Origin of the sequence: Aeromonas sp. QDB14, from assembly GCF_027707845.1 — a bacterium.
GTDB lineage: Bacteria > Pseudomonadota > Gammaproteobacteria > Enterobacterales > Aeromonadaceae > Aeromonas > Aeromonas caviae.
In genome coordinates, this window is the sequence record NZ_JAPCJD010000090.1 from 1 (window position 1) to 14,533 (window position 14,533).

General features: G+C 57.4%; 13 protein-coding genes and 2 pseudogenes. 6 read left to right on the forward strand and 9 right to left on the reverse strand.

Annotated elements, in window-relative coordinates; all coding sequences use genetic code 11:
• Positions 1-314: 314 nt before the first annotated feature.
• Positions 315-884, forward strand: coding sequence for a recombinase family protein (locus PG887_RS19625; protein ID WP_011191339.1), 570 nt, complete (start codon positions 315-317; stop codon positions 882-884).
• Positions 885-1,177: 293 nt separating this feature from the next.
• On the opposite strand, the pseudogene PG887_RS19630 reads toward PG887_RS19625, so the two are convergent.
• The 4 genes and pseudogenes from PG887_RS19630 to PG887_RS19645 all read right to left on the reverse strand — a co-directional run.
• Positions 1,178-1,855, reverse strand: a pseudogene (locus PG887_RS19630) (MFS transporter); the annotation flags it as partial.
• Between the two features lie 388 nt (positions 1,856-2,243).
• The gene (locus tag PG887_RS19635) at positions 2,244-2,486 is read right to left on the reverse strand and encodes a plasmid replication protein RepB (protein WP_103859311.1); all 243 of its coding nucleotides are present in this window, start codon (positions 2,484-2,486) and stop codon (positions 2,244-2,246) included.
• 58 nt (positions 2,487-2,544) lie between these two features.
• Entirely contained in the window at positions 2,545-2,829 is a 285-nt protein-coding gene (locus tag PG887_RS19640; protein ID WP_128274411.1) for a hypothetical protein, read from the reverse strand.
• Between the two features lie 9 nt (positions 2,830-2,838).
• On the reverse strand, positions 2,839-3,807 hold the full coding sequence (locus PG887_RS19645; protein ID WP_236277422.1) for an integrase domain-containing protein: 969 nt from the start codon (positions 3,805-3,807) through the stop codon (positions 2,839-2,841).
• Between the two features lie 1,661 nt (positions 3,808-5,468).
• Here PG887_RS19645 and PG887_RS19650 point away from each other — a divergent pair.
• Positions 5,469-6,245 (forward strand): tetratricopeptide repeat protein, encoded by a 777-nt coding sequence (locus PG887_RS19650; protein ID WP_263720794.1) that lies wholly within the window; start codon positions 5,469-5,471, stop codon positions 6,243-6,245.
• Between the two features lie 444 nt (positions 6,246-6,689).
• Here PG887_RS19650 and PG887_RS19655 read toward each other — a convergent pair whose 3' ends face one another.
• Both PG887_RS19655 and PG887_RS19660 read right to left on the reverse strand, forming a co-directional pair.
• Complete coding sequence (locus PG887_RS19655) at positions 6,690-6,962, reverse strand: hypothetical protein (protein ID WP_139743096.1); 273 nt, start codon at positions 6,960-6,962, stop codon at positions 6,690-6,692.
• A 20-nt stretch (positions 6,963-6,982) separates the two neighbouring features.
• Positions 6,983-7,366: a hypothetical protein gene (locus PG887_RS19660; RefSeq protein ID WP_139743097.1), complete on the reverse strand. Its 384-nt coding sequence runs from the start codon at positions 7,364-7,366 to the stop codon at positions 6,983-6,985.
• Between the two features lie 307 nt (positions 7,367-7,673).
• Between PG887_RS19660 and PG887_RS19665 the strand changes: the two are divergent.
• Positions 7,674-7,943: pseudogene (locus PG887_RS19665) on the forward strand (transposase); the annotation flags it as partial.
• On the opposite strand, the gene PG887_RS19670 reads toward PG887_RS19665, so the two are convergent.
• Positions 7,943-9,601: a methyl-accepting chemotaxis protein gene (locus PG887_RS19670; RefSeq protein ID WP_103260121.1), complete on the reverse strand. Its 1,659-nt coding sequence runs from the start codon at positions 9,599-9,601 to the stop codon at positions 7,943-7,945. The pseudogene PG887_RS19665 and the gene PG887_RS19670 overlap by 1 nt on opposite strands.
• A gap of 332 nt (positions 9,602-9,933) precedes the next feature.
• Between PG887_RS19670 and PG887_RS19675 the strand changes: the two genes are divergently transcribed.
• Together PG887_RS19675 and PG887_RS19680 are read left to right on the forward strand one after the other, a co-directional pair.
• Positions 9,934-10,494 carry a recombinase family protein gene (locus PG887_RS19675; RefSeq protein WP_033958617.1) on the forward strand — a complete coding sequence of 187 codons (561 nt, stop codon included), beginning with the start codon at positions 9,934-9,936 and terminating at the stop codon, positions 10,492-10,494.
• Positions 10,495-10,497: 3 nt separating this feature from the next.
• Positions 10,498-13,509 carry a Tn3 family transposase gene (locus tag PG887_RS19680; protein ID WP_270822674.1) on the forward strand — a complete coding sequence of 1,004 codons (3,012 nt, stop codon included), beginning with the start codon at positions 10,498-10,500 and terminating at the stop codon, positions 13,507-13,509.
• A gap of 40 nt (positions 13,510-13,549) precedes the next feature.
• Here PG887_RS19680 and PG887_RS19685 read toward each other — a convergent pair whose 3' ends face one another.
• Both PG887_RS19685 and PG887_RS19690 read right to left on the reverse strand, forming a co-directional pair.
• Entirely contained in the window at positions 13,550-13,843 is a 294-nt protein-coding gene (locus PG887_RS19685; RefSeq protein ID WP_101617266.1) for a type II toxin-antitoxin system RelE/ParE family toxin, read from the reverse strand.
• Positions 13,831-14,118, reverse strand: a complete 288-nt coding sequence (locus PG887_RS19690) for a CopG family ribbon-helix-helix protein (protein ID WP_101617265.1) — start codon at positions 14,116-14,118, stop codon at positions 13,831-13,833. The genes PG887_RS19685 and PG887_RS19690 overlap by 13 nt, the downstream gene beginning before the upstream one ends.
• A 204-nt stretch (positions 14,119-14,322) precedes the next feature.
• Between PG887_RS19690 and PG887_RS19695 the strand changes: the two genes are divergently transcribed.
• On the forward strand, positions 14,323-14,533 hold a 211-nt coding region (locus PG887_RS19695), incomplete at its 3' end, for a ParA family protein (RefSeq protein ID WP_270822676.1).

Below are 14,533 nucleotides of genomic sequence, written 5' to 3' on the forward strand. Positions count from 1 at the left end.
ACCATTTCGCAGCAGCCGCCTGATCGGCGCAGAGCGACAGCCTACCTCTGACTGCCGCCAATCTTTGCAACAGAGCCTCCGTCGCCATGCTCACCTCGCTTTGGTGCACACGAGTATTGAGCATAGTCGAGATTGGTGCAGATCACTTCTGATATTGAACTGTCAGGAGCTGGCTGCACAACAGCCATTACGCCCAATCAACTGGTGCAGTCGTCTTCTGAAAATGACAGCCACCTCCCCGATCCTGCCGCTTTTCACGTAAAATAACCCGTCAAAATATCAAGGAAAGAAAAGGCGCGTTTTTTGGAGGTTACATGCTGATAGGTTACGCCAGGGTATCAAGGGACAAGCAAGAAACGGCGCTGCAACTGGACGCCCTGGACAAGGCCGGGTGTCAGCGCGTTTACGTTGAGAAGCTATCAGGGGCCAGCACAGAACGCCCAGAGCTTGAACGGTGCCTAGATACCTTGAGGGAAGGGGATACGTTGATTGTGTGGCACTTAGACCGACTGGGAAGGAGCATCAAAGACCTGATCGAGATAGTCAGCTCGTTGAAGCGCCAGGGGATCGGGTTCCGCTCCCTAACCCAATCAGACATAGACACCACAACGGCGAACGGGGCTCTAGTGTTCCATGTGTTTGCGGCCTTGGCTGAATACGAACGCGCACGACTGCAAGAGCGCACACGGGCCGGGTTGGAGGCAGCAAGGGCAAGAGGGCGACGCGGTGGGCGACCCTTGGCCATGTCAGATGAAGACGCCAGGAAGGCAAGGGCCATGCTGTCGGATGTAGAGATAACGAAAGCTGAAGTTGCAAAACACTTTGGTGTGTCTAGGCCGACTTTAAACGCAGCATTGGCGAGATTGTCGCCATCTGATACCTAGCTGAAAGCCGCATCATAGCTCACTTCTCGCACTGCCATTTAACATAAAAAAGCATTATGCGCTGACACAGATTGGCATGGTGGCTTGCAATTGTGGAAGACAGTTCTTTATTCTGTTTACCATACTTTCAGTATGGCGACAGTCGTTATGGAGTAGCGTTAATACTACTCAAATAGTATGGCTTGCATTGTAGGTTCTCGTAGTAGTCCAATGTGCTACATTCACAATTTCTGATGCTGTGCAACGGTCGGTTTCACGTCTAGGAATTGGGGGCATACAGTTACCATTACCATTTAAAGAAATGGCTGTGAATTGCTCTGATTTTTCGGGTGGGCAGCCCTGCCGGGATAGAAAAACCTCAGTATAGTCAGTGCAACTACATACAATCCGCATCCAACTATCCACACCCAACCATTCCAAGATTCGTGGGTTGCACTATACAAAAATGCAAAAATAAGTGGACCGATTACACCCGTGAGGTGTGTCAAACTGGTCAGCAACCCTTGCAATTGTCCTTGTGCTACCTGACCGACACGAACAGATATAATTCCCTGCAAAGCGGGAAGAGTTATGCCACCACAAGCGAGTAACAGCACAACTGGCCAAACCATCCAGCTTTGCGTAATGACTGCCAATAAAAGTAGGCCACAGCCATCAGCCAAGATGCCAACCACGATAGCTTTCTGATCTCCCAAATGTTTAGCGATAAAACCAGCAGCAAGTCCTTGAAACAGTGCGTGTGTAAGCCCAAACACAGCCAATGAAACACCGACCATTACGCCATCCCATACGAAGCGCTCTTCTCCGAATAAAACCCATAATGTTGCAGGGATTTGGCCAATCAATTGAATGATGAAAAAGACAACTAGCAATCCCGATAATGGGGAGATCATCTCGCGTATGGAGGATGTGGTTTCATTGATTGTTTCATTCTTTATCTCGTCACTAACCTGATTAGCATTATGGGGTTCTAGGGATTTTCCGTCCAAAAACGACAAAGTGCTCTGGAGGCCACGCCGTCCGCGGCCTCCAGAGGGGTATTACTTTTTTGGCGCTTCACATAGCCAGTCACAATAAATCAATCACTTAGCAGTCTGAATGTCGCATTTGGACGGAAAATCCCTAGAACCCCATCTTGAAGCGCAGCGAAAGATAGGAGAGCCCGGCAGATCGGGGAGCATTGCGACCGCCTTTTTCGCGGGCCCTTGGGCCCTGGTCTTTTCCTGGCTTTAAATCGATAGAGAGGATCTTGGCGAGGGGGGTAACTGCGCCCGTCCGTCCAGCAGGGGCTCGTCCCCTGTGGGCGGCAGCAGTTATCCCCGGAGCGGGGGTTGGTGTTTTGTCATGAGGTGTCGGGGCTCAACGACTGCTCAGATCGATCTCGATACGCCGAAAGCCAATGCCATTGGCGGTGTTGGCGGCGGCATCGATGCTCTTGAACACCCGCCAGCCCCCGCGTTGTCGTTCCAGGACAATGGTCTCGCTCTGTTTGCCGAACTTCACCAGATGCAGATGGTAGCCAGCCCCCATCGGGGTGGGGGCGATCAGGGCCTTGGCAAACCCACCTTGGTCAAACGTCCACTTCGCTTGCAGTTCTTCCATATCAAAACGCGCCTTTGATTAATCAAATTTACAAAATGATTCTAGCACAGCGCCGTCTTTATACCAGCGGTGGCTTCGGCGGTTCACCTGGCCGTTCCAGTAGCGCCCAAAGGAGGCAGAGTGCGTACCAATGATCCTGTCGTGTCCGATCTGCCAGCTGTGACTGGCGAGCCCAATAACGGTGGATGTGTGCCCGCCCTATCTGGGGCGGTTGGCGCACCCCCGGCTCGTATTGACGAATGTCGAGCAGGATGGCGATCAGCCGTTTGACCATGGCGCGGCGGCTGGTTTTGCCGCCGTGTCGCAGGTAGGTATCGACCCGTTCCCTTACCCATTGCTCCATGTGTCCTCCTTATCCCAGGTACGCGTTGGTCACGTCGATCCGCCCGTGCCCCAGTTCGGCGGCCACCTGCTCACGGGCCTGCAAATCCAGCTCCCGCGCCGCCGCGACCTCGATCCCCAACTGGGCGGCTAAAAACCGATGATGGTCGGCACCGTGACCGATCCCGGCCGCGACGGGCGCGGGGGCACCCACCAGGGTTTCGTACCGTCCCTGGGCGTAGGCGTGTCGTTCGCCGTGCGACCGGATGCCCGCGCTGCGCAGCTCGCTATAGGCAGCCGTCCTAAAGTCCTTGTAGGACATTGAGGGCGGGATCAACGAGCGGCCCTCCTGTTGGGCGGCGGCCTGGGCCAGTGCGTGGTGCTGGGCGGGTGATTGGCAGGGAACCTGCCGCACGAGCCCGCCCTTGGTGCCGTCCTCGATGCGGATCTGGCCGTGCCGTTCGGCCTGGGCAAGCGCCCGTTGGGCGTCGAGTTTGGCCGCCTCCTCGAACCGCAATCCCAACGAACGTTGGAGGCTCAGCAGGGCTCCCACCCGCTCGGAGACGGCGGCCACGGCGGTGTCGTGCTGGGACACCGGCACGGCATGATCGGTGGTAGCGATCCCGCTACGGGTCGGCAGCCCCGCCTCGCGCACGGGGTCGAGCCGCACGGCCCGGTCGCCTCGGGCTATCTCCATGACCCGGTTAACGGCGGAGAGCGCATTTTGGGCGGTGGCGGGGCTGATCTCCCCCTGCTCCAGCCGCGCGATCAGGTGGGCGGCATAACCGCGCAGGGTGGCCGTCTCGATGTGCCGCATGTCCCTGATCCCCGCCTCCTCACGCGCCCAACTGGCGAACTGGCCCCAGCGATCGGCCATCGTGGCGATCGAACTGTGGCTCTGCATTCCCTCGCGCAGGGCGCTGCGCCCGGCATAGCCCATATCCCGGCTGCCGAGGCCAAAATTTCGTGAATCGGGGTTTGCCCGATCACATCTCGCCATATCAAATCTCCATATTGATTGATTGAAATTACGTTTTGATGCCCCATCCCCTGTTCCTGGTGGTGAGTGTTTTGCACCTGTTTTCGACTGTGCGTGTCGTGGGGGGCTTTTTTTTCTACATCTCCTTACGCGGTGAGCGTGATTGTTCCGCAGAGCGGAGGGGGCTGCTATGGCAGGGGGCTCCTGCAAGCAGGGCGCGGGTCGAGATCGACTGCGCCGAGCGTCCGGCTGGCCTGTTTTCGTGCGTTTTCGTGCCAGTGAGATCTGGCGGCATGGCCCGAGGGCTAAGGGATAGCGCTGGGTTGGCGCTGGCCGTCTCTGTCAAACAGAGACGGCAGGGGGGGGGGCTGGGTATCATCGCATCGCATCTCATCGGCTACCCGGTGGGAGGCAGTGGCCGCAAGGCTCCGCCGGAGGCTTATTCGTGCGTGGCGTGATCCTTAGAGCAAGGAATACCTGAAAAGGTGTTGGTCTATAAAGTAAGAAATGCCTACAAGGTGCTAGTCTATAAAGTAAGAAATGCCTACAAGGTGCTAGTCTATAAAGTAAGAAATGCCTGCAAGGTGCTAGTCTATAAAGTAAGAAATGCCTGCAAGGGTTACTGAGTCGTTAAACGCATAAATGCGCAGATGCGTGTTGCAGTCGCATAACACTGTATTGCAAGGTCTCCATCTTTAGATTTCGACCGTCCACATCCACCCGTGAGTTTCAGTGCGCCCGAGATTATCCAGTTGAGCTCGACTGGCGAGAAATATTCAGTTATTGCATTTTGTGCAATAAAAGAAGGGATTTCTCAGTTGGGGAAATCAGAAAAATCAATTGGAATAGGAATCCGCTTTGCGTGGCAGCCACTCGGTACTGGCTGTGTTTGGGGAAATTCAGGCATGACAAATCGCCCCAGGGACCACATGTCCCTTGAGGACGTCATGGTCGTGAGGTGATTCGACAGCGCAAAGCGAATTACACACTCGAAAGTGATTTAGGCCGGGCTGTTAGGCTCGGCGAGCTAGTGATTAGGCCCCACAGGGATAAATCACCTTAAATCTGCATCCCTATCCTGTCAAGCCTCAGCCCGTGCGGCCTCCTGCTCGTCTGGCGTCCCTGTGGCGTAGATCTGGGCCACTCACCGCCCAGTTTGGCCGAAACCGGATAGGCCAGAGATCGCGGCCAAAACCTCTCCCAAACCGTCGCAAACTTTCAGCCGCCAAACCGCCTCGGCAGCCCTGCCTGAGCACTCTAAATGGCCCCTCTGCTGCCAGAACGGGGCGAACGGCCCGTTTTCCCTGGTAAAAAGGCCAATTAAACATAATGGGCATTATGCACACTGCTTTTGGCAGGCGATCGGCCCATTTTCCGACCTGAACGGCGATTTGGTGATCGCGTCGAGGGTTTCGCCACAAGAGCCATTCAGACTCAACTCAGTTGAGCCACAGTGGCGGTAACAGCGCTCGCAGGGCGTTCATTCATCCCTCAAGGAATTTCAGAGAGAAGGGCGAGGGTGAGTAAGTCCGGATTCACGACGCACGGCATCTGTTCGCCCTAAGGAGCTGACTCGGAGGCAAGCGAAGCGCGGCAGGCCGCACGATTTGGAGCTGGTTTGGTTGGTATGATGGGCGAGATGAGACGAACTAACCGTAGTCAGAGCTCATGGAGAACGATGAATGAAGGTGATTTGGAGTATTGAGCTGGTTTTATTGGCACTGTTAGCGCTCATCCAGCCGTTGCAGGCCAAAGATTGGCCCAAGGAGCCACTGGCTGATGTCCAGCAAGCTGCCGAGCGGGGGGATGCTGACGCACAATTCTCCCTCGGGTTTAGGTACGACAACGGCCTAGGCGTGCCACAGGATGCTGCCCAGGCGGTGGTCTGGTATCGCAAAGCCGCCGAGCGGGGGAATGTCATCGCACAATTCTTCTTGGGGGCTAGCTATGCCTACGGCCAAGGCGTGCCGCAGAATGCTGCCCAGGCGGCGGTCTGGTATCGCAAAGCCGCCGAGCAGGGGTATGCAGGTGCGCAACTCGCCCTCGGGGTGATGTACGACGGTGGCCAAGGCGTGCCGCAGAATGCTGCCCAGGCGGCGGTCTGGTATCGCAAAGCTGCCGAGCAGGGCGAGGCTAACGCGCAATACTTCCTGGGGGATAGCCTCGCCTATGGCCAAGGGGGGGTTAAAGATGCTGCCCAGGCGGTGGTCTGGTATCGCAAAGCCGCCGAGCAGGGGAATGCTGGTGCACAATTCGCCCTCGGGGCGATGTATGCCACCGGTCAAGGTACGCCGCAGGACTACCAGCAGGCGTATGCGTGGTCATCGGTCGCTGCTGCGAATGGAAATGCTGATGCAGTAAAGAATCGCGATATCGTTGCGAAGAGGTTGACGCAAGCCCAGCTTGAGAAGGCGCAAGCCTTAGCCACGCGGTATTTCGAGCAATCCAGGCCCAAATAGGGCTTAACCATGTCTGTCACCGCGCATAAGGGGCGTTACGGTAAACCGGCGCCTCTTTTTGCTTTCTGATCAACCCGTGTGGTTCAAAACGTATACCATCAGAAACCCAAGGTATATGAGCAGTTTTTCATTTTTAAAGCTTATGAATCAATTGCTTATGGTGCAAATCTGTCAGGCCAGGAACCTCACAGATGCAGACCTGCTGCTGTGGGATGAAAATAAAGTTTCACCCTATAGATGGACAGATGCCGCCTTTTAGGCGGCATCTTGTTCACATTCACGAGCAAAGTATCATCCTTGTGTCGGGGTGATGGGGTCTCTGGCCAGATCCTGATGAAAATAGAGTTTCATCCTCTCTCAACCTTCGATCACCACAGCCGCAGCATAAAGAACCCCTTTCTGCAACTCTGTAAGCTTTGCCTTAGTCATGGCTTTTTTCCTCTATCAGTTGGCGAGGTACTGCTCGCACTCGCGCACCAGGGCGGCCAGCTGGTCATCAGACCAATCCGGCTTGCTGCGGATCAACAGCATTTGAAAAAACATTCCCTGCGCCTCTTCGTCCAGCTTCGTAGAGAAGGAAAACAGGCTAGGGGCTGGTGCTGCAGGCCGGTAGTAGGAGACAACAGCCTGAGCCAACCAGCGGGCAGATTCGCCCCCTTCCTCAAGGCGCTGGCGGATCTGCTCGGTGGTGAATAGCTGATGATTTTCGTTACTCATGAGTCCGTTTTTCCTCTAACTCAGGCCGCTGCGGCCGGGGTGCTCTTGGTGTACTCGCGCAGACCATCACGGACGGCCTGAATGATGCGGCACAGGTAGGTGTAATCAGGGTTATCGACCATCGGCAAGTCGTACCACCACTCATCCCCTACGACAGCAGTCATCAGCCCTGGATTACTGCAATATGAATTGGTGATCTCAATCCCCTCCGCATCACCCCACAACTCGCGGGCCCGCTCTTTATCAAACTCACCCCACTTTCGACGCTGGATGATATGGCCCCTGACATAGTTGGTCAGCGCCTCCCCCTCGGCCATTACTTCATCCCGGATCGAACTCAGGTTCTTGGCCAGGTAATGGTCATCACAGGAGATAAAGAACGCCTCCACACTGCGGCCGCCCATTGCGCCCCATGGTTAGGGTGAGACTTTATTTTCAAGGATGAAACTCTATTTTCGGGGATGACACTTTATTTTCATCCCACAGCTGCGTATTCCCACGCATGGCGATCACTCAATAACATCCATATCGATCAGCCAATAACATCCCAAATCGGACGCCCCTGGTACACATTGCGGAACGAGGTGTTTGGCCTGACGTTGTCTCTTAGGGGACCCCGCAGAATTCGGAGAAAAACGTACGCTAAGGAAACTCTGAAGAAGACTTCCTGATTTTGGCAAAATACCCGGATTCCACCCGCCGAGTTTTCCGATGAAGCAGATGACCTTCGCCTACGCCGAGTATGCCGGCAAGCGCAAGCAGGCCCGCAAAGAGTTGTTCCTGATCGAGATGGATCAGGTGGTGCCGTGGAAGGGTTTGATCGCCTTGATCGAGCCGCACTACCCGAAGGGTGAAGGCGGCAGTCCAGCCTATCCGCTGATGGCGATGTTGTGCGTGCATTTGATGCAGAACTGGTTCGGCTACAGCGACCCGGCGATGGAGGAGGCGCTGTACGAGACTACAATCCTGCGTCAGTTTGCCTAAAGACGGAACATATGCACCAGACGCTGAAGTTGGGTTGCCAGAGCAGATAGTTGCTTACTGGTGGCAACATTCTGACGGGAAGCCTCGCTAGTTTCCTCGGCAATCTGGCTGACACTAGTAACGTTACGATTGATCTCCTCCGCGACAGAGCTTTGCTCCTCAGCGGCAGATGCAATCATGGCATTCATGTCATTAATAATCGCAACAGCGTTACTGATCTGATCCAGCATATGACCTGCGCTGGCAACCTGTTGTTTACCAGCTTGTGCTTTGGTGCAACTACTTTGCATGACCGCAACAGCACGATTTGCCCCGCCCTGCAGTTTTTCAATCATGGTCTGAATTTCGCTGGTTGACTGTTGCGTGCGCGAAGCAAGCGAGCGCACCTCATCCGCCACCACAGCAAAGCCTCGCCCTTGCTCACCAGCTCTTGCAGCTTCAATAGCCGCATTAAGGGCAAGTAAATTGGTTTGATCGGCGATGCTGCGAATGACATCCACCACAGAGCTAATACCAGCACTGTCTGCTTCAAGCTCATGGATAACGGTGGCCGCGTGCTCAACTTCACTGGCTAGGCTGTCGATAGAAGAGATTGTTTGATGAACAACAAGCTTTCCACTTTCCGACTGCTGATCTGCTTCCTGTGCTGCTCTTGCTGCACTGGCCGCGTTCCCAGCCACATCCTGCACAGTAGCTGACATTTCGTTCATCGCAGTAGCAACCTGATCTGTCTCCAACTGCTGGCGGCGGATGCCGTCACTGGTTTCAGTGCTGATCTGAGCAGTCTGCTCAGCTGCGGCTGCCAGTTGCTCCACAGCCCCCGCCAACTCTTGAATGGTGTGGTGAAAACGCGAAGCCATTGCATTGAATGAGCTAGAGATTTCGCCCAGCTCATCACGCCCCTGATAGGTAACTCGATAGCCCAAATTGCCATCAGCTAGCTGCTGACCGCCGACTTGAAGCTCGCGAACAGCTTTTGTGATGCCAGATACAGTAGCCAAAGCCACGACTGTGGCCAGAAACAGAGCAACCACTAGCGTGAGACCGATTATCACAACCAGACGATCGAAGCTCTCTTTAGCGCGCTGGTAGCTTGCATTGGCGCTCTCCTGCTCCGACTCAACCAGATTACGCACGCTGGCATAGGTCGTCATAAATGCAGGTTGCAAGCGATTCAGCAGGATTGCATTCCCTCCCGCATAGTCACCTTGGCGCATTGCATTGAGCGTCGGTTGAACACCATTATCCAGATAATCAGACAGCTTGTTTTGCAGTTCAGTGGCCAAGCGCTGATGCTCTTTGCTCATTGGCATACGCTGATAGTCAGCAAGGCGCTCACGCATGCTGCCTACGCTTCTATCCACAGCATCGAAATGCATGCTCGCGGGGTGGTCATGTGCCTTTTCGAACGCACTACCAGGCTGATGTTGCAGAGCAAGCAAAAGCTGAGTGCGTGCATGGTGCATGTGATTGGTGAGGTCGCCAAGCTTATCGAGCGGTAGCAGAACGTTGTTGTACATCTGGTTAATATCGGCATTGCTGCTGCGCATGCCGTTAAGCCCCTCCATTGTCAGGCCGGCAGCCGTAGCAGCTAGCAGAATGAGCAAACTGATGAGACGGGTTTTAATTGAAAAACGGGTTAGCCAATCACTCACTACTTCACCTCATTATTAGGCATATCAATGTGCCTTCATTGTATCGGCTGGTTCATTTGAAATCTTGAGTCAGGCTCCCCCTCAAGGCTTCTCGCCGTATGGTCTGGGGCAATTTAGTACTTAAATCAAAAACAAGCCATGAAGGCTGTCCGGCTAGGCTATACCCTAACTGGATGTCAGGCAAGGCCGCGCCGCTTCGTCAGAATAGAGTCATCTTTCGCATTTTTTTGACACATGCCCGCGAAGGTTATAGATTTCAGCCTGACAGAAACGGGGTTTGGGCGCAACGGAACAGAAAGTGCACATAAGCCGCCTTCAACCAAGGAGACATCGTGCAGGGGCACCGCATCGGCTACGTCCGGGTCAGCAGCTTCGACCAGAACCCGGAACGCCAACTGGAACAGACCCAGGTGAGCAAGGTGTTCACCGACAAGGCATCCGGCAAGGACACCCAGCGCCCCCAGCTCGAAGCGCTGCTGAGCTTCGTCCGCGAGGGCGACACGGTGGTGGTGCACAGCATGGATCGCCTGGCCCGCAACCTCGACGACCTGCGCCGCCTGGTGCAGAAGCTGACCCAGCGCGGCGTACGCATCGAGTTCTTGAAGGAGGGGCTGGTATTCACCGGCGAGGACTCGCCGATGGCCAACCTGATGCTGTCGGTAATGGGGGCCTTCGCTGAGTTCGAGCGCGCTCTGATCCGTGAGCGGCAGCGCGAGGGTATCGCCCTGGCCAAGCAGCGCGGCGCGTACCGGGGCCGCAAGAAGGCCCTGTCCGACGAGCAGACTGTTACCCTGCGGCAGCGGGCGGCGGCAGGTGAGCCCAAGGCGCAGCTCGCCCGCGAGTTCAACATCAGCCGCGAAACTCTCTACCAGTACCTCCGCACGGACGACTGACACATGCCGCGTCGCTTGATCCTCTCGGCCACGGAGCGGGACACCCTGCTTGCGCTGCCGGAAAGCCAGGATGACCTGATCCGCTACTACACCTTCAACGATTCCGACCTGTCACTGATCCGCCAGCGGCGCGGCGACGCCAACCGTCTGGGCTTTGCGGTGCAACTCTGCCTGCTGCGCTACCCCGGCTATGCGTTGGGCACTGACAGCGAGCTGCCCGAACCGGTCATCCTGTGGGTGGCCAAGCAAGTCCAGACCGATCCGGCGAGTTGGACGAAGTACGGCGAGCGCGATGTGACCCGTCGCGAGCACGCCCAGGAACTGCGCACCTACCTTCAACTGGCCCCGTTCGGCCTGTCCGACTTCCGCGCCCTGGTGCGCGAGCTGACCGAACTGGCCCAGCAGACCGACAAGGGCTTGCTGCTGGCCGGCCAGGCGCTGGAGAGCCTGCGGCAGAAGCGACGCATCCTGCCGGCGTTGAGCGTGATCGACCGGGCTTGCTCGGAGGCCATTGCACGGGCCAATCGGCGGGTCTACCGCGCCCTGGTCGAACCTCTCACCGACTCGCATCGGGCCAAGCTGGACGAGTTGCTTAAGCTCAAGGCCGGCAGCAGCATCACCTGGTTGACCTGGTTGACCTGGTTGACCTGGTTGACCTGGTTGACCTGGTTGACCTGGCTGCGGCAGGCACCGCTGAAACCCAACTCTCGGCACATGCTTGAGCACATCGAACGGCTGAAGACATTTCAGCTGGTGGACTTGCCCGAAGGCCTTGGCCGGCACATCCACCAGAACCGCCTGCTCAAGCTGGCCCGCGAGGGTGGGCAGATGACGCCCAAAGACCTCGGCAAGTTCGAGCCGCAGCGGCGCTATGCGACCCTGGCCGCCGTGGTGCTGGAGAGCACTGCAACCGTGATTGATGAGCTGGTGGATCTGCACGACCGCATCCTAGTCAAGCTGTTCAGCGGCGCGAAGCACAAGCATCAGCAGCAGTTCCAGAAGCAGGGCAAGGCGATCAACGACAAGGTGCGCCTGTACTCCAAGATCGGCCAGGCGCTGCTGGAGGCCAAGGAAGCCGGCAGCGACCCCTATGCCGCCATCGAGGCGGTGATTCCCTGGGACGAGTTCACCGAGAGCGTCAGCGAAGCCGAGCTGCTGGCCCGGCCGGAGGGTTTCGACCACCTGCACTTGGTCGGCGAGAACTTCGCTTCCCTGCGCCGTTACACGCCGGCCTTGCTGGATGTGTTGGAACTGCGCGCCGCTCCGGCCGCGCAAGGTGTACTGGCAGCCGTGCAGACCCTGCGCCAGATGAACGCCGACAACCTGCGCAAGGTGCCGGCCGATGCCCCCACTGCTTTCATCAAGCCTCGCTGGAAGCCGCTGGTGATCACCCCGGAAGGCCTCGACCGGCGCTTCTACGAAATCTGCGCGCTGTCCGAGCTAAAGAACGCCCTGCGCTCCGGCGACATCTGGGTCAAGGGCTCGCGGCAGTTCCGCGACTTCGACGACTACCTGCTGCCGGCAGAGAAGTTCACCGCGCTCAAGCGGGATCAGGCCTTGCCCCTGGCGATCAACCCGAGCAGCGACCAGTACCTGGAAGAGCGTTTGCAGCTGCTGGACGCGCAGTTGGCCACCGTCACCCGCTTGGCCAAGGACAACGAGCTGCCCGATGCCATCCTCACCGAGTCCGGGTTGAAGATCACACCGCTGGATGCGGCGGTGCCGGATCGGGCGCAGGCGCTGATCGACCAAACCAGCCAGTTACTGCCGCGCATCAAGATCACCGAACTGCTGATGGACGTGGACGACTGGACGGGCTTCAGCCGCCACTTCACCCACCTGAAGGACGGGGCTGAGGCCAAAGACAGGACGTTGCTGCTGTCCGCGATCCTCGGTGACGCAATCAACCTCGGACTGACCAAGATGGCCGAGTCGAGCCCCGGCCTGACCTACGCCAAGCTGTCCTGGCTACAAGCCTGGCATATCCGCGATGAAACCTATTCGGCGGCCTTGGCCGAGCTGGTCAATCACCAGTACCGCCATGCCTTCGCTGCCCATTGGGGCGACGGCACCACCTCATCCTCCGATGGCCAGCGCTTCCGCGCTGGCGGCCGGGGTGAGAGCACCGGGCACGTCAACCCGAAGTACGGCAGCGAGCCAGGACGGCTGTTCTACACCCACATCTCCGACCAATACGCGCCGTTCAGCACACGCGTGGTGAATGTCGGCGTCCGAGATTCCACCTATGTGCTCGACGGCCTGCTGTATCACGAGTCCGATCTGCGGATCGAGGAGCACTACACTGACACGGCCGGTTTCACCGATCACGTCTTCGCCCTGATGCACCTGCTGGGCTTCCGCTTCGCGCCACGCATCCGCGACCTCGGCGAAACCAAACTGTACGTGCCGCAGGGCGTGCAGGCCTACCCGACGCTGCGCCCGCTGATCGGTGGCACCCTGAACATCAAGCACGTGCGCGCTCATTGGGACGACATCCTGCGCCTGGCCAGCTCGATCAAGCAGGGCACCGTTACCGCCTCGCTGATGCTGCGCAAGCTCGGCAGCTATCCGCGTCAGAACGGCCTGGCTGTCGCCCTGCGCGAACTGGGCCGGATCGAGCGCACGCTGTTCATCCTGGACTGGCTGCAAAGTGTTGAACTGCGCCGCCGCGTGCATGCCGGCCTGAACAAAGGTGAGGCGCGCAACTCGCTGGCCAGGGCGGTGTTCTTCAACCGCCTTGGGGAAATCAGGGATCGGAGCTTCGAGCAGCAGCGCTACCGGGCCAGCGGCCTCAACCTGGTGACGGCGGCTATCGTGCTGTGGAACACGGTGTACCTGGAACGCGCCACCCAGGGGTTGGTCGAGGCCGGCAAGCCGGTGGACGGCGAGCTGCTGCAATTCCTGTCGCCGCTGGGCTGGGAGCACATCAACCTAACCGGCGATTACGTCTGGCGGCAGAGCCGCAGACTGGAAGACGGGAAGTTTCGGCCCTTACGGATGCCCGGAAAACCTTAGCGTACGATTTTTTCCGAATTCTGCGGGCTCCCCTCTTACATCATGAGTAGCCAACTTCGCGTTGATGGCGGACAGCGAGCACCACGATGACATCCGGTTCAATGCGATAGCGGGCTAAATAGCCGCTGTCACCAAAGGGGATCACCCACTCACGAAACGCCTCTGGCAGTCCTTCTATGGGGCGGCCCATTGAGGGTTGGGCTGCGAGCTGGCGTAGGGACAGCTGGATTGTTGTTGCGGCCCGCTGTGCGACCTGCGGGCTTTTAGGGCGCAGGAATTCACGTAGGCGTTGCAGGTCTCGCAGGGCGGCAGGGGCAAAGATCACTGGTGGCATGCAGGAGGCGCTCCTTCGGCATCAGTGCCCCAAGAGGCTAGCCACTGATCCACATCTTGAGCGGTGGCATACTGGCCGGTCTCCTGGAACTCCTGCCAGGCCTCCAGAGTGTCGCGGTGGAAGGTCTCGCGCAGTTCTTCGCGCTCGACATACTGGCTGATGGCTTCGCGCATGAGCCAATGGGCTGAGCGTTCGCGGGAGGTTGCCAGGCGTTTGATGCGTTCCTGGGTATCGGCGTCGAGTTTGATCGAGACCGGTTTGGATTGTGTGGGCATGGTGGTACTCCAAGGTAATACCTGTGATTACCCATAGCATACCATTGAGCCCGTTTTCTTGATCAGGTTTTTGGGCTGTGAGGGCTTCTGGCGTCCAGCCAGGACAGCGAGGGGTGGCAGCTATTAGCGCTGATCTCTTGAATCAAATACTCATTTGATGTTTTACTCTTTTACTTATTCACTTGGTTGAGTTAAGAGGTGGGCATGCTGGTTATATCGGTGTTGAACCAGAAAGGAGGGAGCGGCAAAACCACAATTGCCACTCATCTAGCGCGAGCCTTTCAGGTGGCTGGTCACGATGTGCTGTTGATCGACAGCGATCCCCAGGGAAGTGCAAGAGATTGGTCCGCAGTGCGTGATGAGCAACCGGTGCCAGTGGTGGGGATAGATAGGCCAACCATTGAACGCGACATCA